Origin of the sequence: Sphingobacterium kyonggiense, from assembly GCF_039536825.1 — a bacterium.
Lineage (GTDB): Bacteria > Bacteroidota > Bacteroidia > Sphingobacteriales > Sphingobacteriaceae > Sphingobacterium > Sphingobacterium kyonggiense.
The window spans coordinates 30,676-54,288 of record NZ_BAAAZI010000016.1; the positions used below are offsets into that span (position 1 = coordinate 30,676).

Here is a 23,613-nt window from a genome sequence, read left to right on the forward strand (position 1 = left end):
AATAAACCATTAAGTGTAGATTAATATATGTGAAGTGGATTCAAATTTCGATAGCTTTACGGTAATTCTTTCTGCTACTTACAACTCAGAGCAACGCGAAGAGTCTTTGTATCCTCCCCAGCCTTGCCGACATCCTTTATCGGAGATAAAGGAACTTTAAACTATACTTTAGACAACAGACGCAAGACACCAGATTTTAGACCTACCTACTGGCGTTAAAGACGCAGGAGAACAGAACTGGCCATCAGAAATTAAATCCTATGGAAATTTTCCTTTAACAATTCATTAATTTAAAAAAATGTCTATAAAAAATACTTTCAGCGCTTGGATAGCCACCTGTAAAATATCTGCTACATGTCATATTTATTTCGTCCATTAAGCGATTACGGCAAAATATATACCCTACATTACAAATTGAATTACAATTTAATTTAATTAATCTAACAAGAAAACTTAAGCTACAAACCCATCTTATTATTAATATAAGTGGCAATAAATATCTATTTTCGACCATTATAAACATGGCGTTAGAAAGACGACCATAGGTTAATCGCACTGAAAAGAAAATATCCGTACATCTACAACATATGATTTGGACTTCCTTACAATTACCAAAAGATCCTAATGGAACCTTTGTTTCCGTAAAATCCCGTATCAAACGAGTAGTTGATTTAGAGATAGCTGAAAACAAAGATTATGTCAGCGTTATTGGTGGTGGAATATATGGATTAAAAACCTTGTTAAGTTTACTCTGTAAATTAAAATCCATTTCTAAAAGCAATAAAATCACTTCCATTCATTGGTATAATAAAAATGAGAATTTTGCTACAGGTAAAATATATTCCCCAGACCAACCTGCATACTTGAGTTTAGACCATTGCATTAAAGACCTCAATCTCTTTGATTTCGAAGAACAAAATAATAATCTGTCTTATGGTAAATCTTTTCAGAATTGGCTCTTAGAGAAGTTACCTGCAGATCAAACTGTGGATTCATTCGATTATTGCAGTAAGGAGCTGTTTGGACATTATCTAGTTGAATCACTTTGTCATATCATGGACAACATGCCTAATCAGGTAGAGTTGATTTTAATCCAAGCAGAAGTAACGGGTATAGAAATTAATAATGGATTTGCTCGTTTAAATGATAAATTCAGTGAATTCCCATTTAAATATCGTTCTTGTTGTATTCAAATTGGATATGAAAACAAAAACAACCTCTTAAAATATATTCCGAATTCAGATGCTATAAAAGACAGGTATTTTCCAGACCATCGAGCTTATGAAAGTTTAGATCGCATTCCAAAGAAAGCACAAGTTGCGGTTAAAGAATCAGGGCTTGAAGCAGTAGATACGATATTGGTTTTAACAGAAGGCCGCGGTGGCATTTTCTATAAAAAAGATGATGAAGTTAAATATATCCCATCTGGACTTGAGCCAACAATGTATTTATTTTCCAGATCGAACCTTCCAAGTTTGCCAAGAAATAAGTTTCATAAAGATCATAAATACCAACTTCAATTTATGACAAATGATTGGGTTCAGGAAATGCTTGAAAAAAAGGTGAAATTCAATTTTGAAGAAGATATCCTTCCTGTTTTGAATAAAGAAATTCAATATGCATTCTATTCGCAATTACCACATCTTAAAGACTCCACTACAGAAGAAATTTTGGCCTTTATAGCTGTTCAACCTTCGAATACCAGATTTTCTTTGCAAGCGCTTTTAGATCCTTGGAACTATTCAAATGTGTCAAAAAGTGCTTCCTATAATGAATTTGCATTGGATTTAGCAATCTATTGCTTGATGATAACTCGAGAAGGTGAGAAAAATAGCATAATGAGTGAAGCCTTAGCTGCCTTAAGAGAAGGATATCATCAAATAAGGAAGCTTTATGCTCAAGCAGGGTTAAACAGTGCTTCTCATTTTCACTATGATACCTATTGGAAATGGTACTTTAATCAGATCGGCTTTGGACCAATCCAAGAAAACACCGAAAAGTTTTATTGCCTGATGAAGGAAGGCTATGTCAATTTTCTGTTTTCAGAGACACCAGATATTTCGGTTGAGGATGAACAATTCTTATTAAGATCCAAAGAAAACGAAATTGTAACCAATTATTTAATTGATTGCAAAATCCATAAAGGTAACATTCGGTCCGGAAGCAATCCTTTGTTTAAGAGCCTTTTAAAAAGAAATCTGATTCGTGAATTTTACAATGGAGAATACAATACAGGTAAAATTGATTTAGATTCTAAAGGAAGATCTACGGTACTTGCCGGTTTATTCCCGTTATATTTTAACGGTCCAGCTAGCGATGGCCCCTTCTTGTATCATCATGATTTGGATCAAGATCTTTACCATATCTCCAATCAATGGGCCGAAGAAACCATAAAAGTGTTATTCCCACAAATAGAAATAGAAGATGCATTAAACCCTAACAAGGTTATTGTACAATAAATTTCATGTTAAGTCGATACGTGTTTACAGAAACTTAATATTCAGATAATATTCAAATTAAATACTTCAGTTACATTTGATTAAAATTAAATATTATGATTAAAGACGAAGTATTAATGACAGATTTTGACTCAAACATTTTTGAGTTCATGTATGATGGTGATGATTTTAATTCAGAAGAGGATTAAAATCCACCATTATCCATTTTATTTGACTCCCTCCTTCCCACAAATTCGTATCTAAAAAACATCTTATCAAAAATTAGAAACTTGAAAATTCAAGATTCTCTTTTACTTTTGCACCGTAAAAAGTATATTCGATAGTTCATTACTAACATCCTATGATTCGACAAGGCTTCCATATTGCAATTCTTTCTTTTTTTACCTTTTTATATTCCTGCAATCACCAAAACAACAGTAATCGTGGTAATGAAGTTTATTCGGTATCCTATAAAAAAGACAGTTTAATTAGCAAGACTGAAGCAAGTCAAAAAATGGATGATAGTGTTACTGATTCAACAAAACTTATCCAAGATTTAGAAAAAGAAGCTGAATCTCAACAGGGTATTATTGTCAGCAATAAAGCCATAATTCCTGGAGCCCAAAGATATATGGATCAAAATGACAAAACCAGCAAAATGGTAAATTCAGATTGGTTAAGCATCTATTTAGAAAACGATCAATACAAATTGGGAAAACAAGATTTAGCTGTTAAAGAAAAAGGTGAAGATCCATGCTCAGGCATGGATGTGGAATACATAGATACTAAAATATCAAGCTTATTATTAGTGAATATTAAGAATTTAGCACCTCATAAATTGGATACCTTAGCATTAAAAGATCGAGTAATCCAACCCAATAGACCCCTTAAATTTCAATGGAAAAATCAAAATTATGAACTGGTAGCTACAGGTCGTACATTTACAGAGGCATACGAAAGAAGTAACGAATGGTACACCTTGACCGTCTATAAAAATGGTATAAAACTACGAACCTTGATCATTCAAAATGATTACAATGATACGCAGACCTCCATCCTCTTAATTTCGGACTTGGATAATGATCAAATTCCAGATTTTATTATCTCAAGCCCTAGAGATTATGAAGAAGAACGAATATTAATCTTTATTTCCTCGGACCCTAAAATCTACGAAGCACAACGCGTGTTTGATTGCTAATCAATTAGCTTTACGTAATACAGCTTTTATTTCCTTCTTTAAAATTCAATATTGTTTTGCAGTAGTGAAGCCTGTCTGCTAGTTACAATCAATATCACAGCTTATATTTTCCGTTTACATTTTTAGAAAGGATTAAATAAAATTATGCTAATATTTTACCAAAGAAGCAATTTTACCATAGATATAGATAAAATCGATTAAATACTAATCATAATTAAATATTAATTTTATTTATATATTATTAATTTTAATTAATATTGTTAAATCAATTTAATTATCGAGGTTTGGAATGGATAAATTGCTCTACAATCAATATTTTAGATTTATTTGTTTTTATGCCTATCAACTATCAGGTGATAAGAATTTAGCTGAAGATGTGGCGCAAGAAGCCTTTACTTCTTATTTTCAACAAAAAGATCAGGTCTCCAATCATCCATCAGCCATTAAATCTTTTTTATACAGCAGTGTCAGAAATTACATATTAAATCTCCACAAAAGGACCCAAATAAAGCAACGGTATTGGGAAAAAACGACATTTAAAGAGGAAGATCCTTTAAATATAGAAGAAACCATCCTCTATACGGAATTATTAGCGGAGGTAGAAACATTGATTAGCAAATTGCCTAAAGTTTGCCAACAGGTTATGCGTTTAAGCTATTTTGAAGGGCTAACCAATGCGGAGATTATTCAGAAACTAGATATTTCTATTAACACACTGAAAACTCATCGAAAAAGAGGATTAAAATACATTCAAAATCACATCAATCCTGAATTCTACTTTATTCTTTGCTCCATTCTTTATCCTTAAGTGGACATAAATTTCCTGAAGTATATCCTAAGTTCATGAGCAATTTAAATTCTTATGATACAAAGTCTAATAGGCATGCTTTGACCATTAGAAGATGATAGCAAGCCGAAAGGCGATAAATAAATTTAATTATAAAATTTTTTAATTTCCTGTCACCCAAATGAACATACAAGTTTTCTAATGTATGTTATGAACTCAAAGACCAATTATATTGCTAAAATTATTTCAAAAATTCTTTCTGGTGATTTATCAGAAAAGGAGGAGAATATTTTGCATGATTGGCTATCAGAAGATCCGAATCATGAGCATATCTTAAAAAGAATGCTAAATGCTGAAAAACTACAATCGGATTTAAACCTATTGAAGGAGTTTGATGCAGCTAAGAAATGGGATAAAATTAATTATAGGGAGAAAAAACCTCAAGCCATTAAAGGGTTTATAGTAAAGTTAGCGATAGCTGCCTGCACGCTTATTATTCTTTATTTTCTGCAAAATTTCCTTGGAGAAAGAAGCCCTACTGATCAGCATTCTCTAGCCATGCAGATACATGAACATTTTCAAAAGAAAGAACCAAAAATTTATGCTGCCCAAGAAGGAGCAATCTTAAGAATGTTCAATGGTCAAAAAATTAATTTGAAAAAACCTATTGACATATCGAGCGAAGGTCAAATAATAAATGACGGTAAATATAAATTGGCTCAACTCCCCTCCTCCGATAAGCTGTATTATAATTTCATATCGGTTCCCAAAGCCCAATATTATAGTTTCCAATTTGCTGATGGCACAAAAGTTTGGTTAAATTCCAACTCGAACATCAAATTCCCAAGTCGCTTTGCCAATAATGAACGCAAGGTTATCCTATATGGGGAAGCTTATTTCGAGGTAAGTCCTGATAAAAACCGTCCCTTTATTATAGCCACTGAAAAAGGAAATATCCGAGTATTGGGCACCAAATTCAATGTGCGAACCTATGGTGAGAAAATGGTCAGCAGCTTATTTGAAGGTTCTATACAACTAGAATTTGGTGCTATTACACATTTATTACAGCCTTCACAACAAGGTTTAATGGGTAAAAATGGCTTTCAAATCCAATCTGCAAACTTCAAGAAAGATCTTGCCTGGAAGAATCAGCTATTTTATTTTCAAAATGATAAGCTTAAGCATATTCTCGAAGAATTAGAGAATTGGTATGGCATCGAGGTACATGGTTGGGATATCCTGGAAGACCAGGATACCTATAGTGGTGAAATATCAAGAAAAGTCTCTTTACAGGAATTTCTTTCCTTGATTACATATACCAGTGATCTAGAATTCAATTTGGAAAATCAGGATCTAACTATCAGGAGAAAATAGTTTTTCCTATTAAGGATAAAAATAATAATCGAAGAGGTGTTTGCCCACCTCTTCGATATAAACAAATAAGTTAACCGTTTATAAATTAACCAATTAAAACAAATATATGAATAATCTTTTTTTCAGTAAAGAGTTGAAGCTGTATTGGCTAATACGCTTCATCCAATTCTTAAAAATCATGAAGTTAACAACCTTGATTATGATTATTGGTTTATCAGCATGTTTTGCAAATAGCAAGGCTCAAAAGATAAATCTGAACATGCAAAATGCGGCATTGCTTGAGGTATTAAACGAAATTAGTAAGCAAACAGCTGTTCAGTTTTTCTATAAAGATCAAGTCATTGAGAAGTTTCGGGTTTCTGAAATTCATGTAAAAGATGCCACATTAACCGAAACCTTAGGCAAACTGCTTCCTGGAAATAACCTGGAATACCGCATTTTGGCTGATGTAGTAAGTATTACCGCATCTACAAAACAAGAAATACAAATTCAAGGAACTATCAAGGATGCCAGTGGAACTGCTTTACAAGGGGCTTCTATTCATGTACTAGGTACAAACCGCAGCACTCTGAGTGACAAAGATGGTAAGTTTACGATTATGGCCAATGCAAATGCCACCTTACAGATCAAATTTCTAGGATACAAAAGCCAGGAAATTAAAATTGCTGGAAGAAAAACCATCTCCATTACCTTGGACCGGGATACCAAGGAAATTGAGGCTGTTGATGTGGTAGTAACCGGTTACCAAGAGATTGATCGTCGGAAATTTACTGGTGCCAGTACAAAGATAAAAGCAGAGGATGCACAGCGTTTTGGTGTACCCGATGTTTCTAGGATGTTAGAGGGACAAGTTTCTGGGGTTTCTGTACAGAATGTCTCTGGTACATTTGGCGCTGCGCCAAAGATTCGTGTACGGGGTGCCACTTCCATTACTGGTGATAATAAACCCCTATGGGTAATCGATGGGATACCTTTGGAAGATGTAGTCAATATTTCGAATGACCAGCTCTCAACAGGTGATGCTAATACCTTATTAGGATCCTCCGTAGCAGGGATTAACCCCGATGATATAGAAAGTTTCGAAATCCTGAAAGATGCAGCTGCGACTTCTTTATATGGCGCTAGAGCCATGAATGGTGTGATTATTATTACGACTAAAAAGGGTAAAGCAGGAACTCAGGCGGTCAATTATGTGGGGAACTATACCACTTATTTAAAACCCAGTTATTCTCAGTTTGATATCATAAACTCTTATGACCAGATGTCTATTTATGCAGAAATAGCTCGTAAGGGTGCAATTGATTATGCCTTAATCAAGAACAATCAGAACTCCGGTATTTATGGTAATTTATCGAGAGCATTGACCACTTGGAATGAAGACGGTACACCGTTGGTGGAGAATACTCCAGAAGGTCGAGAAGCTTTTCTAAAGCGATATGTTTATCAAAATACAGACTGGTTTGATGAGCTTTTCAACAATTCCTTTATGCAGGAACACTCTTTAAGTTTCTCCAATGGTAACGAACGTGTACAGAATTACTATTCTACATCCTTCTTAAAAGACAATGGTTGGGCAAGCAGTAATGCTGTACAACGCTATACAGCCAATATCCGGGGAAACTATAAACTTAGTGATCGACTTTCCGTAGGACTATTAACCACAGGTTCTATTCGAGATCAACGAGCTCCGGGTACATTAGGACAGGATAGTAACCCTGTTACGGGTGTGGTCTCTAGGGATTTTGATATTAATCCATTCTCCTACGCAATGAATACTTCCAGAGTTATTGCACCATACGACGAAAAAGGAAACTTGGAATATGTGACCATGAATTTTGCTCCGTTTAACATTCATGATGAACTAAATAAAAATTATATGGACCTGAAGATGTTGGATCTAAAGGTTCAAGGTGAGGTAAATTATAAACTTCCATTAGGGTTTAAATTTAATGCAATTGGGGCATATCGTTATGCGAATACAGGCAATGAGCATAAGATCTATGAAAGTTCAAATTTGGCTAATGCCTATCGCGCAGGTACAAAATATGGTGTGACAGGCTATGATAATAATATCATAGCGGAATCAAATCGTTTTTTATATCGTAATCCTGATAATCCAGATGTACCACCTATCACCGTTTTGCCACATGGAGGAATGTATATCACCAACGAAAACAACTTGAAAAGTTATTATCAGCGTAATAGTTTGACTTGGGATAAGACATTCAACAAGCACTATATTACTGGTTTTGCCATTCAAGAGTTACGGTTTTTAGACCGAATGTCTAAACAATCTACTGGATATGGTTTTCAGTTTAACAAGGGTGGAGTACCATTTATTGACCCTAACATCATTAAGATGAATGTTGAAGGAAGCTTCCCTTACTACAACATGCAGGTTTTCAGAGACCGATATATTGCATTTGCTGGAAATAGCACCTACTCCTATGCTGGTAAATATCAAATGACGGGAACACTACGATATGATGGTTCGAACCAATTGGGTCGAAGTCGAGTGGCAAGATGGTTACCAACTTGGAACTTATCTGGATCATGGAATATTGATCAGGAGCCTTTTTTCCAAAAACAATCTTTCTTTAACACGCTTACGCTTCGTGGTACATATGGCCTTACAGCGAGTATGGGTCCTGCAAGTAATGCAAGTTTAGTTCTACGATCAGGAAATGTAAACAGACCTTTCCTAATTGATCAGGAACCTGTTATCAATATTGAATTTCTAGAAAACCGTGATTTAACTTGGGAAAAACAATATGAGACAAATATCGGATTGGATATGCAATTTCATAATCGCCGATTCCAAATTATTGTCGACTTATACAACCGACAAGGATTTGACCTTATTGGTCCAATGCGGATTTCGGGAATTGGTGGCGAATCAATCAAATATGCCAATTATGCCAATATGGATTCCAAAGGCATTGAGGTTCTCTTAAAAGCGAATGTCTTTCAAAGGAAAGATTGGTCTTGGAGAACGCAATTAACCAATGCTTACAATAACACCATTATTACTTCTATTAGGAATGAGCCGAATATTTGGAATTTAGTAAGCAATGTAGGTGCCGCAAAGGTAGGTTATCCGCACAGAGGTTTGTTTTCCATTGATTTTCAGAAATTAAATGAATTAAACGGAACTCCAATTTATGTAAATGAAGAAGGAAAAATTTCGGATAATATTTTCCTTCAAAGTGTCCAAACCAATTATTTACAATATGAAGGTCCTGTTGACCCTACCTTCAATGGCGGTTTCTACAATCAATTTAATTATAAAAACTTGAGTGCCTCTATCCTATTTACCTATAGTGCAGGAAATCGAGTTCGTATGAATCCAATCTACAAGAATCTCTATACGGAGCTTGATGCCATGTCCTATGATTTTTTAGAGCGATTCTTATTGCCCTATGAAAACTTATCACCATCCATTGCAACCGTACGTACAGATTCGAGAATTGCTGGCAACCAAGTTTATAATGCCTACAACTATTCTAATACTCGAGTAGCTAACGGTGCCTTTGTTCGATTAAAACAAATAACACTAGCCTATAACCTTCCAAAGCAATTATTGGCCAATTGGAAGATCAGAGATGCGTCGCTTAACCTGGTTGGAAATAACTTATTCTTATTGTATGCTGACCCCAAATTAAATGGTCAAGACCCGGAATTCTATGGTTCTGGTGGTGTAGCATTACCGATTCCTAAACAATTTACGGTCTCCTTAAAACTTGGTTTATAAAAGAAAAAATCATGAAAAGAAAACTATATATCATTATAATTCTCACCCTTTTTCTGAGTAGTTGTTCCAAATTTCTGGAGACTTCTCCAGACCAAAGAGCAGAATTGGACACCCCGGAAAAAATTGCTGAATTAATTACGAGTGCCTATCCGCAGGCAAATTATATTCCTTTTATGGAGGCGGCATCAGATAATGCTGGTGACAAAGGAGCTGGACGATCATCTAATGATCCGCTGAATATGAACCCTTGGAAATACATGGACATCGATTCTAGAGATTTGGACTCTCCTACTTTTTATTGGTATCAAGCCTATAAAGCTATTGCTGCAGCTAACCATGCACTCCAGGCAATTGAAAGATTAGGTTTAAATGCCCAAACACGACCATTAAAAGGCGAAGCCTTAATAGCAAGAGCATATGCCCATCATATGTTAATCATCCTCTTTTCTAAGAGTTATAACCCCAGCAGTGCAGATACAGACCCAGGAATACCATATGTTACAGTTCCCGAACATGAAGTATTGAAAAAATACGAAAGAAAGACAGTACAATATGTATATGAAATGATTGAGAAAGATATAGTTGAAGGCATGCCCTTGCTAGACGACAGCCGATTTATGGTTCCTAAATTTCATTTTACAAAATCTGCTGCTCATGCCTTTGCCGCTAGGTTCTATTTATTCAAACAAGACTTTAAGAAGTCTGCTGAACATGCCGAGGCAAGTCTAGGAAATGATTTAAAGATTTATATCCGTCCAATAAATAGTCCTGCGCTAATTCAAATGGAGTACTTCACTAAACAACAATGGTATACTGGACCTGACAATCCATCCAATTTATTAGTGGTTGAAGTTCCTACAATTTGGGGAAGAACCTATCCTGGTAACCGTTATGGAATGACCTTTAAAATTTACAATGATTTATTTCTAAAAGGTAATATTACCTCCGGAATCTATAATTACAGTTTTTTTGGAGGATCAGATCTGGTATTACATACTCCGAAGTTCAAAGAACATTTCGTAACCTCATCAGTAAACTCAACCTATGGTGTTCCATATAATATGTTGCCCATTCTTACGGTAGATGAATTACTGTTAAACTGGGCGGAAGCATTAGCAGAATTGGGACAATATGATAAGGCTATTGGTTTATTAAACGACTTCATTAGCCATAAGGTTGTATTTGACAATTACACCACGGTCTATGTCCCTGAGCTGCACAATCTTCATCCTTCAAAAATAAATGTTTATTACGGAAGTCAGGATTTAAGAGAAAACATCATTAAAACAGTTTTAGATTTCAAACGTGTTGAATTCATTTTTGAAGGCTTACGCTGGTTCGATATTGTACGAAAGAATATTGTAGTGGAGCACGTTTCATTTGATGAAAAAGAAACTTATTATTTAGAATCCAATAGTCTAAAAAGGATGTTTCAACTTCCTCCAGAAGTTATTTCTTCAGGAATACAGCCAAATCCAAGATAATATAACTCATTAAAAACCAAGAAAAATGAAACCATTCAAAATTATACCCCTAATCTTATCGGCTATTTTATTTTGCCAATGTAAAAAAGAAGATGTATTACCAAATGCGCCTATTGTAAATTTAGGAGGCGAAAACTGGACAAGAACGAATTTAGATAAACTTATTTTCGAAAACTTTACCAAACCCTATAATATCGAAGTAAAATACAAATGGAATCCGTATGAAACCAATTTTAACCGGACATTAGTTCCTCCATCGGAAAGCCAAGTAGTTCCTGTATTAAGAGCCTTATATGAGGCTTGGATGGTGCCATTTGAAAAATTAGGTGGAAAGAATTTTTTAAAGGATAATCCTATCTCCAAATTTGTTCTTATTGGAAGTCCTGAGTACCAAACTGATGGAACTATAGTATTGGGTACTGCTGAGGGAGGTACCAAGGTCACCATTAACAATGTCAATGAGTTTATCTTAGATAATGAAGCATCCCTTACGGAGATGTTAACCATTATTCATCATGAATACACACATATCCTCAATCAAACATTTGTATATCCGGTAGCTTGGCAACGGATTAGTACGCGCTGGTACACTCCGACATGGTTCAATACAGATCAAGTCGGTGCAAATCAACAAGGCTTAATAACACCTTATGCCAAAGCCTCTGCAAAAGAAGATTTTGCTGAAACAGTTGCCTTTTTATTGGTTCGTGGTCAAGACACCTATGATTGGATAAAAGATCAATATCCAGATGCAGCACCAATATTTAAGTTAAAACAGGATATCGTTGAAAAATATTTCAAAGATGCCTTTGGAATAAATTTCAAAGAACTTCAACGTGAAATTCAACGAGCACTTTCAAACCTCTTTTTCTCTTCTAGACCATGAAAACCAGCCTAATATTATATTTAGCTATATTATTATTAGCTTTTAACTCTTGTAAGAAACAAGAGTTCTCAGGAACACGTCCTGACCAACGATTAATCCAACTAAAGAATGAATACACGGATCTATTAACCCAAGCAAAAAATGGTTGGATTGGTTATCTCTACCCAAGAGGTGGGAATGGTTATACCTTCAAATTCAGATTTGATGAGAACAACCGCGTAAAAACATTTGCTACAGTTGATAGAGAATATGGCGAAAAAGAATTTGAAAGTTCTTATCGATTAGAGATGGATCAGCTTCCTACGTTGAGTTTTGACACCTATTCTTATTTACACATCATAGCAGACCCTGATGGAAACGCCTCAGCATCAGATTTTGAATTTTCAATATTGAAAATCCAAAACGACACGATAAAATTGCGTGGAAATCATAATGAGAGTGAATTATTATTGGTAAAAGCAGAAGACAACCAAGGAGATGATTTTGTTCAAAAGGCCTTTTCCGTGGAAGATCAAATTATAAATTTCAATCAATTCAGCAATTACTATAAGAAAATCACCATTAACAACGAAGTATTTAGCTTCAATTTGAACCCCATAATTAATGTAGTTTCATTTAGTAATATGGTTGATGGGAAATTCAAATTCTACTATTCAAGTTATGTGTTAACCGACAATGGAATAAGATTACAGACTCCTATCGAGTTAAATGGTCTTGCCATAAGGGAAATGAACAATTTAAATTTTCAAAAAACGCAAGGCATAGGAAACCTACTCATCAATAAGGAATTGAATGTTAAAGTAGAAAGTATAACTAAACCGCTCTATTTAGATAAGGAGTCACCAAGGAGAATGCATATGGACCGTAAATCCTATTTTTCTCATACAGGATTAACTATTAATGGGGTATTCGATGCTTTGGAATTGAAAGAGATGCCAAGTTTTGTTGGAGTTCTATTTGTACCACGTGTTACATTGACCAATTTGGATGGGAGTTATATCATTTACTATGCTGGAGAACGATATGTTGGACCACAGTTCAACAGTTTTTACAAAGATGATGGAAAGATCAATTTTGTTCCCTACGAACTCATGACAGGGTATAATCCTGGGCCTAACTACATTGATAGAGTTCAAGAATTCATTAGGCTGTGGTTTATTGAAGGTGGTTATTATGTGGTTCAAACAGCTGCTAGGAGTTATGATTTAGTCAGCGTGGCAAATCCGAAATTGTGGATAAGATTTAATTAAACCGACACAAAATGAAAAAAATATATTATATCATAGCGCTTATATCCTTCCTTTTCTTGAGCTGTAACAGGGAAGAATTTAAGGTTTTCGAAGTAGAAGATGTTTGGGGTTCAGAGACTGCTCAATTAGATCTTCTTGTCAGCAATTTTCAAGAGAATAAATTTTGGGAAGTCGTAGTTCAAGATGGTCACAATAAATCAGCACATTATGGATTCTTAAATATCAATGAGGCCTCATCTGCAGATTTTATGACAGATTTCTCGCCTCTTTATTCGAGTTTTTCGAAAACTAATTTTCAGCTGAGGGCATTTAACAGATCTGCCATTATCAACTTTCCTAAGGAATCCAAATTTGCAAAGATGTCCCAAGATGCTGTCTATATCGACACCACCTTTGCCTTAAATAAAATTGTCAAAGACACTTTATTTTTTCTGGGCACATTAAAAAAATCCACTTTAAAATTGATTCCTAGTTCCAATGAAAAGTATAATGCTTTAAAACAGCATAAAATCAAGGAAACTAAGGCGTCAATGGATAAGATATTTGAAATGCCAAGGTATTTTTTTAGGATTCATAAGGGAGCACAGTCTTTTGAAATTAGCCGTGATACAGTTCTCAAGACCATAAACTTCTATTATGAGGAGAACAATAAGGTCATCACTAAATTTGTCCAATATTATTATGATGCAGATGGTTTAGTGTTTTTAGATCCTGTAAGGATCAACGGAACTGTATTTGACAAAATAAAAGTGAAATCAGTTGGGACATCATCAGCAGAATTTCAGGATAACATTCGTATCACGAATGAGGCAGAACCTTTAGTTTATGATCAAGTTATTGCACGGTCATTTAACAATTACGTTCATGGCTCTGGTTGGGGTTCTAGAGATGGTTTTTCAACTAGGAAGCAAACTGGAATTGGTGATGTTTATAAAATTCGAGAATATTTGATGGTTTCCATATTCCCTGTATTCATAAATGAGGACAACCCACCTGTAATTCATGGTCTTTTTGGCTTTGTATTGTTAAATGGTGGTATTTCACCGGGTATCGAATTCCCTTTAGTGGAATTTACCGACGAAGGTTTATTGACTTTCACGGTATATCAAATGGACTCCTATTATGGTCCAGATATACAGATTAAGAAATCGAAGGAATTCCTAAGACCAATGTTTTATAATGAGAAAGGTTTTTATGTTTTGCAAAGAAATAATGAAATGGTTCTAGTCGATGCAAGAGATGCGCTTACCTGGATACATTTAAGGCCGATATACCTATCATACGACCAATAATATCAAATTAAAAATGGGAGACCTCAATATTTGATCTCCCATTCTTTTATTATCTATTCAACAAACTGTGTTGACTAGCTGTAAGTAAATTCCGAAGGACTATGTTTAATTGTTCTTCCTTTTGGGCAGCTGATATACCACCAATTGGAAGAAGTTCTGCTGTTTTCATTCGTATCCATTTAACATGGTCTCTAGCTTTCTCAGCCACTTTAGACAGAAGACTATCCTCTATTTTAACTTGGTTGGATTTTACTTGCTCCCATATATCAGAGGCAAATTCAATCAATAAATTGGTTCTTTCCTTATGTTCTGAAATCAATTGATCCAAAAACATAAAAGTATCTCCAATCCTCTTCTCCTCAGTATTTGGATTTCCAGCTTTTTGAAATAGCTTCCGATGGATTAAATCACAAAATCTATCAAACATCCCAATATAATTCATAGCTAATGTGAGTTCTGCAAAACACATAAAAGGTATTTCAAATAAAGGGCTAGAAACTGTTTTAGTCTCAGGCTTTAATTCAAATGAGAAATTTTGTGGCACCTTGATTCGATCTACAGAAAAGGAATGCGAGGCAGTACACTCTAAACCAAAAGTATCCCAATCGTAATGCACAAGAACCTGATCCTTTGGAACTAGAAAAGAACGGATGATTTTCTCTCCGTTATCATCTAACTTGGCTTTTTCTCCTTCCCAAATTTCAGCATTTAATGTAAAATAATTTAGGTGTGGAGCACCTGTTGCATATTTCCAAAAACCTGAGATTTCGTAGTTTTCGCCATCCCATTTAGCTTTTCCAGATGCAGCACCACTACCACCAAGGCAGATCTTAGGGTTTTGCCAAATTTGAGTAGCTAATTCTTGATCTAAAAATCCCGCAAACATATTTGCTCCTGCACATAAGGTAACCGTCCAAGCTAATCCACCGTCCTCATAAGCAAGATCCTTTATAAAGTATAAACCATCTAGGAAATCTACTTCCAAACCATTAAGATTTTTAGGAACCCAAAGGTTGAACCAGTTTTCGGTATAAATAAGCTCCAAATGTTCTTTTGAGAGTTGTTTCTGCTTAATTCCTTCAGCTTGCAGGTCCTTTATAGTTTGAATATTTTTTTCAGATAAAAACATGTTAGGTTGTTTTTGCTTCTAGCATTAATTTCTTCCATTTGAAAAAACCAAATATGGCAACAATAAATAGAAATACAGTCAATGCTGAAAATAGGTATAGATTTTTATGTGCTAAAAGCGGAATAGCAAATAGGTTACTGATATTGAGTAATATCCAATTTTCAATTTTCCGTTTGGCAAGTAACCACATACCTGCCCATGCCGTAGCAGTAACCCATGCATCCCAAAGTGGTACATCAGAATCGGTTATCTGTTTTAATAAAAACGAGAAAACAAGAAATCCTCCAATTACGATACTAAGTACAATTATCCAGTCTCTTTTATTACAAGTACTAATAGGTTGTTCTTTAGCTTCCTTATTGTGCAACCAATACCACCAGCCATAAATACTCATCAAAAGATAATATCCCTGAAGAGCAATTTCAGCATATAGTTTTGCCCCAAAAAGCACATACATTCCAGACAGTATACCCAATATCCCAAAGAAATAATTGGACACCTTATTGTTTTTGGATAACAGAACTTGAATAATACCACAAACAACAGAGAAACGTTCTAACCAAGAAGTTTGTATTAAAGCATTAAGGATATTCTGAAAGATATCATCCATGATTTTCTAATATATAGGCTAAGGGAATGCCAAGATCATGGATGTTTTAGTTTTCCTCCGCCAGCATTACCTGGGTCAGGTTCATTCTGTACATCCTACAGAAAAGGGTATAATCTCAGCCTTATTTTGTCCCGCTATACGCGGGACACATAAGCACCCCAAAATATTTTTATTGATTATTTATCTAACTGTAAGATTCTCGAAGTACGTTCGCGAGTTGACTTACACAGTTCTTCATTATCATTTAGGCGTTGTCCCCATGAAGGAATCATTTCACGAAGTCGACGGCGGTAATCCTCCGATTTAGCACGCTCAGGGAAACAACGTTTCAATAGATTAATCATAATAGCCACTGAAGTTGAAGCACCTGGAGATGCACCTAAAAGCGCAGCAATAGACCCATCAGCTGAAGATACAACCTCAGTACCGAACTCTAGAATACCACCATGCTTAGGATCTTTCTTAATTACCTGAACACGTTGACCTGCTTTTTCAATTTGCCAATCTTCCATCTTAGCAGTTGGCATAAATTGCTTCAGCGCATCTAATTTATCTTGAGGCTTTTTCATTACCTCTGTAATCAAGTACTTCGTTAATGGAAGATTATCTAATCCTGCAGACAACATCGGTCTGATGTTGGATAATTTTATAGATGCAGGTAAGTCAAAATAAGATCCCTTTTTCAAGAATTTGGTTGAGAAGCCAGCATATGGACCAAATAATAAAGCTTGTTTTCCGTCAATATAACGAGTATCCAAATGCGGAACTGACATTGGAGGAGCACCTACTGATGCTTTACCATACACTTTAGCATGGTGTTGTTTAATAATATCATCATTCACACAACGCAACCACTGTCCACCTACCGGGAAACCACCATATCCTTTAGCCTCAGGGATACCAGATTTTTCTAATAATAATAGAGAGTGACCACCAGCACCAATAAAAACAAAACGAGCTAAAATTTCTCTTTTCTCTCCTGTTTTCAAGTCTTTTACTTCTACTTCCCAACGACCGTCATCTTCACGATCAATATCTTTAACTTCTTGGTTCAGCGATAATTTAATATTATCTTTTCCATCCAAGTAAGTAATCAAATCTCTTGTTAATGCACCGAAATTCACATCTGTACCAATTTCCATTTTGGTAGCAGCCATAGGTTCTGCAGCATCACGACCATCCATCATTAATGGTACCCATTCATTTAATAAGGATTTATCTTCTGTATAATCCATCCCTTTAAATAAATTGTTCTTTGTAAGGGTCTCAAAACGCGTTTTAAGGAATTGTACATCTCTTTCGCCAAATACTGCCGACATGTGAGGAACACGGCGGATAAAGTGACTTGGATTTTTAATGATGTTTTTCTCTACTAGGTAAGACCAAAATTGCTTAGAGACTTCATATTGTTCAGCAATATTAATTGCTTTATCAATTTTGACAGAGCCATCAGGTTGCTCTGGAGTATAGTTTAGTTCACAAAGTGCAGAGTGTCCAGTTCCAGCATTATTCCAAGCATCGGAGCTTTCTGCAGCTACTACATCAAGACGTTCAATGATCTCAATGTTTATGTCAGGACTTAATTCATTAATCAACGTTCCTAATGTTGCACTCATGATCCCACCACCAATTAAAACAACATCTACTTCCGTTTTTTTAGTCTTCTTACCCATGGTTTTTAAATGTGGTACAAAATTAATATTCAGATAATAGAGAAGCGAATAAATTTGTCAAAATCGTTTCAAATAATTGAGATTTTATCAATAATCACCACAATTTATTGCTTTCCTATTCGATTAAGCCAAAAATATTTAGTTTTTACATTTTCTATTACCTGACATTTTTTGTATTATGCAGTTTATTTTCCACTTTTGTGGATTCTAAAAATAGAGGTACATAAATTTAATCGTATGAAATTGTTAGCCGGAAAAACAGCCTTAATAACTGGGGCATCGAAGGGAATAGGTAGAAAAATCGCAGAAGTATTTGCACAGCAAGGCGCAAATGTAGCTTTCACTTATCTTTCTTCGGTAGAAAAAGGACAAGCTTTAGAAAATGAACTTCAAGAATTTGGAACAAAAGTTAAAGGCTATCGTTCTGACGCTTCCAAATTTGATGAGGCAGATAAATTAATAAATGATATCGTTGCAGATTTTGGCACTTTGGATATCGTGGTGAATAATGCTGGTATTACTAAAGATGGTTTATTAATGCGTATGACCGAAGAGAATTGGGACGATGTTATTAACATCAACTTAAAATCAGTTTTCAATGTTAGTAAGGCAGCATCTAAAGTAATGATGAAAAACCGTAAAGGAAGCATCATCAATATGAGCTCTGTAGTAGGTGTTCAAGGAAATGCAGGCCAAGCGAACTACGCAGCTTCTAAAGCAGGTATCATTGGTTTCTCTAAATCTTTGGCTAAGGAACTTGGTTCAAGAAATATCAGAACAAACGTAGTAGCTCCAGGCTTTATCCGTACGGAGATGACAGATGTCCTAGATCCTAAAGTGGTTGAAGGATGGGAAGCAGCTATTCCATTAAAACGTGCTGGTGAACCTGAGGATGTAGCAAATACTTGTTTATTCTTAGCTTCAGATTTATCTGCATACATCACCGGACAGGTAATTCCTGTTTGTGGTGGTATGTTGTAAGATTTACTATAAAAAGAATAAAAAGCGGAGATAATTTTTTGAAATTATCTCCGCTTTTTGGTTTATAGAAATACTTATATTCTAAGTAGCTTTTCCTAGAAAAGGTTATGATCACTTAATTCAGAAAATCTCAGATTTTTCACAATTAGTATTAGCACTCACATTGTATTATTCAACATCAATTCTAGAGTTATTATCGCGTTAATTTCTACTAAGTGAGCTGCAGGCAAATTATGTATATTTGCTTCATGGAATTAGCTGAACAAATATTCAATATCCAATCTGAGGAAGATTTTAATCAAGCAGCACTACAAGTTTTCCAATATCAAGCAAAAAATGTAGCTGTATACAAGCAGTATTTAGATATTCTAAAGGTAAATATTAATCATGTTCAACATTATAGGCAAATTCCTTTTATGCCAATTCAGTTTTTTAAAACACAGGAAATCATAACTTCTGGTTTAGAAGCTAAAATTACTTTTAGCAGTTCAGGAACCACTGGTATGATCAGTAGTCAGCACTTAGTTGCTGATTTGAAATGGTACGAGCGTAGTTTTCAATTGGCATTCGAACAATTCTATGGCGATGTAAAAGACATAGCTATTTTAGCGCTTCTCCCCTCTTATTTGGAACGATCGGGTTCATCCTTAATCTATATGGTCGATGATTTAATCAATCGATCTGAACAAGCAGAAAGTGGTTATTTCTTATATAACCATGATGAGCTTTACGATAGACTTATGGAATTGAAGGAACAAGAAATAAAAACGGTATTGTTTGGAGTCACTTATGCCCTTTTAGATTTCGTCGAACAATTCAAATTATCTTTTCCAGAATTAATCGTCATGGAAACTGGAGGAATGAAAGGTAAAAGAAAAGAAATGATTCGTGAGGAATTGCACGATATATTAGGTGGAGGTTTTGGTGTGTCTAAAATCCATTCAGAATACGGAATGACGGAACTTTTATCTCAAGGATATTCTAAAGGCGATGGTCGTTTCTTTACACCTAACTGGATGAAAGTGTTAATTCGAGATACCAATGACCCCTTGACTTTAATAGACCATAAAAAAACAGGAGCAATAAATGTCATCGATTTAGCCAATTATCACTCCTGTTCTTTTATAGCTACCCAGGATTTGGGTAAGTATCATGATGATGGATCTTTTGAGATCCTCGGACGATTTGATAATTCCGATATCCGAGGATGTAATCTCTTAATCCAGTAATTTTTTATTGTAAACTTGGATCGTTAAAGGTATTTCCGGCATTTACATCACCAGTTTCATAACCCTTTTTAAACCAATAAGCACGTTGTTCTGAAGTCCCGTGGGTAAAAGATTCCGGATGAGACTGACCAGTAGCTTGTTCTTGGATATGGTCATCTCCCACTGCTGCTGCTGCTCGCATACCTTCCATGATATCGTCATAGGTTAACTTCACATCTGAATTTTCAGTAGCATAATGCGCCCAAACACCAGCATAAAAGTCAGCTTGTAACTCTGTCATCACAGAAATTTTATTGTACTCCCTTTCGCTCATTTTTGAACGCATGGCATTGGTTTTATTCAACACACCAAACACATTTTGAATGTGGTGTCCAATTTCATGTGCTATTACGTATGCCAATGCAAATTCACCTTTAGCACCAAAGCGTTGAGACAATTCTTTATTAAAACTTAAGTCCAGGTATACTGTTTGGTCACCAGGACAATAGAATGGTCCAAATGCCTTCTGACCATATCCACATCCACCAGTTTCAGTTCCCTCACGGTAAATAGCCATTTTAGCAGCAGGATAACTCTTGCCATTATTTTCAAATATTTTAGCCCATACATCTTCTGTACTGCCTAAAATCACACTTGAAAATTCCATCAAACGATCTTCTTCAGGTGTAGACTCGACTGGTCCTTGTTCAGTTGCAGTTCCTGGTCCTTGAGTTTGCATTTGATCAAGAATAGCTCCAGGGTCTCCGCCCATAAAATAACTGATCAACAACACTATAACTCCTCCGATTCCACCTAGGGTAAGTTTCTGTCCACCAGACATACCTCTCCTGTCTTCAATATTACCGCTTCGGCGGCCGCCTTGCCATTTCATATTTCTTTTTCTTGTTTTAAGTTAACTGATTTTTCTCTATACAAATTCTTTGCCATAAGCAATTCTACAACGAATGTAACATTCTGTGCCCTCATTTAAAATGCCTATATTTGGTTAAATTTAATATATCCTAATTATTTATGTTAATTGATGAATTAATTGACAGATCTGGTAATATCTGCGAGCTTTGCGGTTCCTCCGAAAACCTATCTGTTTATGAAGTACCTCCAACAAGTAATGCCAATTATGATAACAGTATTTTATGCTGTTCTGTTTGCAAAGGACAAATTGAAAAAACAGATCAGATAAATCCTGATCATTGGAAAGTACTTAGTGATACTATGTGGTCACCATATTTACCTGTTCAAATCGTTGCTTGGCGGATGTTAAGTCGTTTGAGAAATGAAGCCTGGGCTTCTGATAACTTAGATATTCTCTACTTAGATGATGATGCGCTTGCCTGGGCTAAAAAAACGGGAGATCATGAAAGTGAAGCAACCGTAGAATTTCATCAAGATTCCAATGGAACACGATTATTTGAAGGAGATACCGTGGTTTTAGTGAAAACCTTAGATGTTAAAGGTTCTTCTATATCAGCCAAATTAGGTACTGTAGTAAAAAATATTCGACTTGTACCTGACAATACCGAACAAATAGAGGGCAAGATTGAAGGACAAACGATCGTTATATTAACGAAGTATTTAAGAAAGGGATAAAACTTATTTGTAAATAAGTTTAAAAATGAAGATTATGAAAAAAGCATTTTTATTTTTAGGTTCTGTTTTTATGGCTTTGCAAATGCAAGCCCAGGTGAAAATCACCGCAGAAGAATTAGATAAAGCAAAAGATCAAACTGAAAATCAAATATTAGATGTTCGAACTGAAAAAGAATTTCAAGAAGGGCATATAAAAAATGCAAAGAACATCAATTGGAATGACAAAGCATTATTTGAATCAGCAATCACTAAGTTGGATAAAAACAAGCCGGTCTATGTTTATTGCTTAGGTGGTGGTCGTAGTAAACAAGCTGCTGCCCTGCTTACTGAAAAAGGATTTAAAGTTTTTGATTACAGTGGTGGAATGATGGATTGGCGCAATGCAGATAGACCTGTAGTGAAAGAAGTAAAAGCAAATTCTTCAGAAAATGAGAAGACTTCTGGATTGAATATGGATCAATTTAATAAATTGGTCAATTCTGCTGATGTTGTTTTAGTGAATTATTCTGCTGTTTGGTGTGGTCCATGTCAAACATTAAAACCTACTATTTTGAAAATCCAAAAAGAACAAGCCAAAAAAGTTAAGGTTGTTCGATTAGATGCAGATGCAAATCCAGAATTAATGAAAGCTTTAAAAATTACCGGAATCCCTCGAATTGGATTATTTAAAAACGGAAAAGAAGTATGGAAGCATACTGGGGTAATTTCTGAAGAGAAAATTATGGCTCAAGTTAACAAAGTAGCTAAATAATCCTCGACTACAATCATTTTATGAAACAACTCGCATTAATATCAGGTTCCATCTTAGGCATATTATCCATTGTTTTTGGAGCATTTGGTGCCCATGCATTAAAAAAAGTATTGTCTGAGGACAGACTTAGTTCCTTTGAGGTTGGAGTACGCTATCAGATGTATGCCGCTTTGACCTTACTATTGATTGGATATAACTTCCAATTTGTTGACTCCTATGAACGTTGGGCCGTCTATGGAATTTTATATGGTTGTATCCTTTTCTCAGGAAGTATTTATCTTTTAAGCTTTAAAGATTTGTGGAAAGTAAATCTATGTTTTTTAGGCCCTATTACCCCACTTGGAGGAGTATTCATGATTATAGGGTGGCTTATCATCCTCGTTACTTTCTTATAAGGAATTGGTTGATTTAAAATCACTATAAAAAAGGAGCGATATAGTTATTTTATATCGCTCCTTTTTTTATTATCCTCACTACAATTCCTTATACCATTTTAGATAAAGGTCAATAGCTTTTCGTTTATCTGCAGTTAGATGATAATCCAAGCTCTCATTGAGATACTTATGATAATCAAAGTCAGGATACTCTGGAAGACCCGGAATAACATCATCAGGTCTAGATACTCCATCCTTTAAAGCTTCATTGAATTTATGGATAAAATCTTCTGGAAGTTGTCGATTAGATACCCATACAGCAAAAGCAAAGGGTAGTCCTGTCAATTCTTTCCAATAATGCCCCATATCATAAACATAAGGCATACTGTTTTTCTTTCCAAAAGTACGATCACCAATAAGGACAAATGCATCAGCCTCCCCTTCCGTTTTAACTTCCACCTCACGTTTCCAATAGTGCTTGATTAAAATTCTAGCTAATCCATTACTCGTTCGCGATTGCTTATCCAATAATAAGGAATTGATTTCCTCAATAGGTTTACTGGAAAAGATAAAAACAGAATCAACATAGTCTTTGGTACCAATGCAATAATCTGTTAACAGGTAATATTCTTCCATTTTACTTAAAGCTGCTGTAGGGATTATCCCTAAGTCAGCTTCATGTTCTAGGACTTTTCGGGCACATTCGCTCGGATAATCCAGCATTAATTCAATGTCGTTTAAGACCTCTGAGTTTCTAATACCTTGCAAAAAGGGTAAGGTATTGGTGTATGAAACTGCAGAAACTTTAATTTTCTCCAT

19 protein-coding genes are annotated in these 23,613 nt (G+C 35.1%); 14 read left to right on the forward strand and 5 right to left on the reverse strand.

Translation table 11 applies throughout. The features are described 5' to 3' along the window. Window positions 1-587 precede the first annotated feature (587 nt). From ABD676_RS17975 to ABD676_RS18015, 9 genes are all read left to right on the forward strand, one after another. The gene (locus ABD676_RS17975; protein WP_344676062.1) at window positions 588-2,459 is read left to right on the forward strand and encodes an FAD/NAD(P)-binding protein; all 1,872 of its coding nucleotides are present in this window, start codon (window positions 588-590) and stop codon (window positions 2,457-2,459) included. A 340-nt stretch (window positions 2,460-2,799) separates the two neighbouring features. Further along, window positions 2,800-3,636 (forward strand): hypothetical protein, encoded by an 837-nt coding sequence (locus tag ABD676_RS17980; protein ID WP_344676063.1) that lies wholly within the window; start codon window positions 2,800-2,802, stop codon window positions 3,634-3,636. A 289-nt stretch (window positions 3,637-3,925) separates the two neighbouring features. Next, complete coding sequence (locus ABD676_RS17985) at window positions 3,926-4,444, forward strand: RNA polymerase sigma factor (protein WP_344676064.1); 519 nt, start codon at window positions 3,926-3,928, stop codon at window positions 4,442-4,444. Between the two features lie 189 nt (window positions 4,445-4,633). Next, on the forward strand, window positions 4,634-5,797 hold the full coding sequence (locus tag ABD676_RS17990; RefSeq protein ID WP_344676065.1) for a FecR family protein: 1,164 nt from the start codon (window positions 4,634-4,636) through the stop codon (window positions 5,795-5,797). A gap of 106 nt (window positions 5,798-5,903) precedes the next feature. Next, entirely contained in the window at window positions 5,904-9,548 is a 3,645-nt protein-coding gene (locus tag ABD676_RS17995) for a SusC/RagA family TonB-linked outer membrane protein (RefSeq protein WP_344676066.1), read from the forward strand. Window positions 9,549-9,559: 11 nt separating this feature from the next. Next, entirely contained in the window at window positions 9,560-11,032 is a 1,473-nt protein-coding gene (locus tag ABD676_RS18000) for a RagB/SusD family nutrient uptake outer membrane protein (protein WP_344676067.1), read from the forward strand. A 25-nt stretch (window positions 11,033-11,057) separates the two neighbouring features. Next, window positions 11,058-11,918 carry a substrate import-associated zinc metallohydrolase lipoprotein gene (locus ABD676_RS18005; protein ID WP_344676068.1) on the forward strand — a complete coding sequence of 287 codons (861 nt, stop codon included), beginning with the start codon at window positions 11,058-11,060 and terminating at the stop codon, window positions 11,916-11,918. Next, window positions 11,915-13,168, forward strand: coding sequence for a DUF4302 domain-containing protein (locus tag ABD676_RS18010; protein WP_344676069.1), 1,254 nt, complete (start codon window positions 11,915-11,917; stop codon window positions 13,166-13,168). The genes ABD676_RS18005 and ABD676_RS18010 overlap by 4 nt, the downstream gene beginning before the upstream one ends. Window positions 13,169-13,179: 11 nt before the next feature. Then, entirely contained in the window at window positions 13,180-14,460 is a 1,281-nt protein-coding gene (locus tag ABD676_RS18015; RefSeq protein ID WP_344676070.1) for a DUF4302 domain-containing protein, read from the forward strand. A gap of 49 nt (window positions 14,461-14,509) precedes the next feature. Here ABD676_RS18015 and ABD676_RS18020 read toward each other — a convergent pair whose 3' ends face one another. The 3 genes from ABD676_RS18020 to ABD676_RS18030 form a co-directional block, all read right to left on the reverse strand. Next, complete coding sequence (locus ABD676_RS18020) at window positions 14,510-15,589, reverse strand: acyl-CoA dehydrogenase family protein (RefSeq protein ID WP_344676071.1); 1,080 nt, start codon at window positions 15,587-15,589, stop codon at window positions 14,510-14,512. Between the two features lies 1 nt (window position 15,590). After that, window positions 15,591-16,199 (reverse strand): nicotinamide riboside transporter PnuC, encoded by a 609-nt coding sequence (gene pnuC, locus ABD676_RS18025; RefSeq protein ID WP_344676072.1) that lies wholly within the window; start codon window positions 16,197-16,199, stop codon window positions 15,591-15,593. A 176-nt stretch (window positions 16,200-16,375) separates the two neighbouring features. Then, the gene (locus ABD676_RS18030; RefSeq protein WP_344676073.1) at window positions 16,376-17,872 is read right to left on the reverse strand and encodes a malate:quinone oxidoreductase; all 1,497 of its coding nucleotides are present in this window, start codon (window positions 17,870-17,872) and stop codon (window positions 16,376-16,378) included. A gap of 237 nt (window positions 17,873-18,109) precedes the next feature. On the opposite strand from ABD676_RS18030, the gene fabG reads away from it, so the two are divergent. Together fabG and ABD676_RS18040 are read left to right on the forward strand one after the other, a co-directional pair. Further along, window positions 18,110-18,853 (forward strand): 3-oxoacyl-[acyl-carrier-protein] reductase, encoded by a 744-nt coding sequence (fabG, locus tag ABD676_RS18035; RefSeq protein WP_344676074.1) that lies wholly within the window; start codon window positions 18,110-18,112, stop codon window positions 18,851-18,853. A gap of 248 nt (window positions 18,854-19,101) precedes the next feature. After that, a complete protein-coding gene (locus ABD676_RS18040) occupies window positions 19,102-20,082 on the forward strand; it encodes an acyl transferase (RefSeq protein ID WP_344676075.1) in 981 nt (326 codons plus the stop codon). A 4-nt stretch (window positions 20,083-20,086) separates the two neighbouring features. On the opposite strand, the gene ypfJ is transcribed toward ABD676_RS18040, so the two are convergent. After that, window positions 20,087-20,953, reverse strand: coding sequence for a KPN_02809 family neutral zinc metallopeptidase (gene ypfJ / locus ABD676_RS18045; protein WP_344676076.1), 867 nt, complete (start codon window positions 20,951-20,953; stop codon window positions 20,087-20,089). A gap of 140 nt (window positions 20,954-21,093) precedes the next feature. Between ypfJ and ABD676_RS18050 the strand changes: the two genes are divergently transcribed. Genes ABD676_RS18050 through ABD676_RS18060 form a run of 3 tightly spaced genes read left to right on the forward strand, consistent with a single transcriptional unit; the run spans window position 21,094 to window position 22,815 of the window. Beyond that, a complete protein-coding gene (locus tag ABD676_RS18050; protein WP_344676077.1) occupies window positions 21,094-21,669 on the forward strand; it encodes a PhnA domain-containing protein in 576 nt (191 codons plus the stop codon). Window positions 21,670-21,703: 34 nt separating this feature from the next. Then, window positions 21,704-22,420 carry a rhodanese-like domain-containing protein gene (locus ABD676_RS18055; protein WP_344676078.1) on the forward strand — a complete coding sequence of 239 codons (717 nt, stop codon included), beginning with the start codon at window positions 21,704-21,706 and terminating at the stop codon, window positions 22,418-22,420. A gap of 20 nt (window positions 22,421-22,440) precedes the next feature. Continuing rightward, entirely contained in the window at window positions 22,441-22,815 is a 375-nt protein-coding gene (locus ABD676_RS18060; RefSeq protein WP_344676079.1) for a DUF423 domain-containing protein, read from the forward strand. 78 nt (window positions 22,816-22,893) lie between these two features. On the opposite strand, the gene ABD676_RS18065 is transcribed toward ABD676_RS18060, so the two are convergent. Then, window positions 22,894-23,613 (reverse strand): menaquinone biosynthetic enzyme MqnA/MqnD family protein, encoded by a 720-nt coding sequence (locus ABD676_RS18065; protein WP_344676080.1) that lies wholly within the window; start codon window positions 23,611-23,613, stop codon window positions 22,894-22,896.

Excerpts from the sequence above, each read along its gene's own strand:
- ABD676_RS17995 (WP_344676066.1), top strand. The coding sequence starts at position 5,904 with ATGAATAATCTTTTTTTCAGTAAAGAGTTGAAGCTGTATTGGCTAATA.
- ABD676_RS18040 (WP_344676075.1), top strand. The coding sequence starts at position 19,102 with ATGGAATTAGCTGAACAAATATTCAATATCCAATCTGAGGAAGATTTT.
- ABD676_RS18060 (WP_344676079.1), top strand. The coding sequence starts at position 22,441 with ATGAAACAACTCGCATTAATATCAGGTTCCATCTTAGGCATATTATCC.
- ABD676_RS18050 (WP_344676077.1), top strand. The coding sequence starts at position 21,094 with ATGTTAATTGATGAATTAATTGACAGATCTGGTAATATCTGCGAGCTT.
- ABD676_RS18000 (WP_344676067.1), top strand. The coding sequence starts at position 9,560 with ATGAAAAGAAAACTATATATCATTATAATTCTCACCCTTTTTCTGAGT.
- ABD676_RS17990 (WP_344676065.1), top strand. The coding sequence starts at position 4,634 with ATGAACTCAAAGACCAATTATATTGCTAAAATTATTTCAAAAATTCTT.
- ABD676_RS18055 (WP_344676078.1), top strand. The coding sequence starts at position 21,704 with ATGAAAAAAGCATTTTTATTTTTAGGTTCTGTTTTTATGGCTTTGCAA.
- ABD676_RS17980 (WP_344676063.1), top strand. The coding sequence starts at position 2,800 with ATGATTCGACAAGGCTTCCATATTGCAATTCTTTCTTTTTTTACCTTT.
- ABD676_RS18005 (WP_344676068.1), top strand. The coding sequence starts at position 11,058 with ATGAAACCATTCAAAATTATACCCCTAATCTTATCGGCTATTTTATTT.
- ABD676_RS18015 (WP_344676070.1), top strand. The coding sequence starts at position 13,180 with ATGAAAAAAATATATTATATCATAGCGCTTATATCCTTCCTTTTCTTG.
- ABD676_RS17985 (WP_344676064.1), top strand. The coding sequence starts at position 3,926 with ATGGATAAATTGCTCTACAATCAATATTTTAGATTTATTTGTTTTTAT.
- fabG (WP_344676074.1), top strand. The coding sequence starts at position 18,110 with ATGAAATTGTTAGCCGGAAAAACAGCCTTAATAACTGGGGCATCGAAG.
- ABD676_RS18020 (WP_344676071.1), bottom strand. The coding sequence starts at position 15,589 with ATGTTTTTATCTGAAAAAAATATTCAAACTATAAAGGACCTGCAAGCT.
- ABD676_RS18065 (WP_344676080.1), bottom strand. The coding sequence starts at position 23,613 with ATGGAGAAAATTAAAGTTTCTGCAGTTTCATACACCAATACCTTACCC.
- ABD676_RS18010 (WP_344676069.1), top strand. The coding sequence starts at position 11,915 with ATGAAAACCAGCCTAATATTATATTTAGCTATATTATTATTAGCTTTT.
- ABD676_RS18030 (WP_344676073.1), bottom strand. The coding sequence starts at position 17,872 with ATGGGTAAGAAGACTAAAAAAACGGAAGTAGATGTTGTTTTAATTGGT.
- ypfJ (WP_344676076.1), bottom strand. The coding sequence starts at position 20,953 with ATGAAATGGCAAGGCGGCCGCCGAAGCGGTAATATTGAAGACAGGAGA.
- ABD676_RS17975 (WP_344676062.1), top strand. The coding sequence starts at position 588 with ATGATTTGGACTTCCTTACAATTACCAAAAGATCCTAATGGAACCTTT.
- pnuC (WP_344676072.1), bottom strand. The coding sequence starts at position 16,199 with ATGGATGATATCTTTCAGAATATCCTTAATGCTTTAATACAAACTTCT.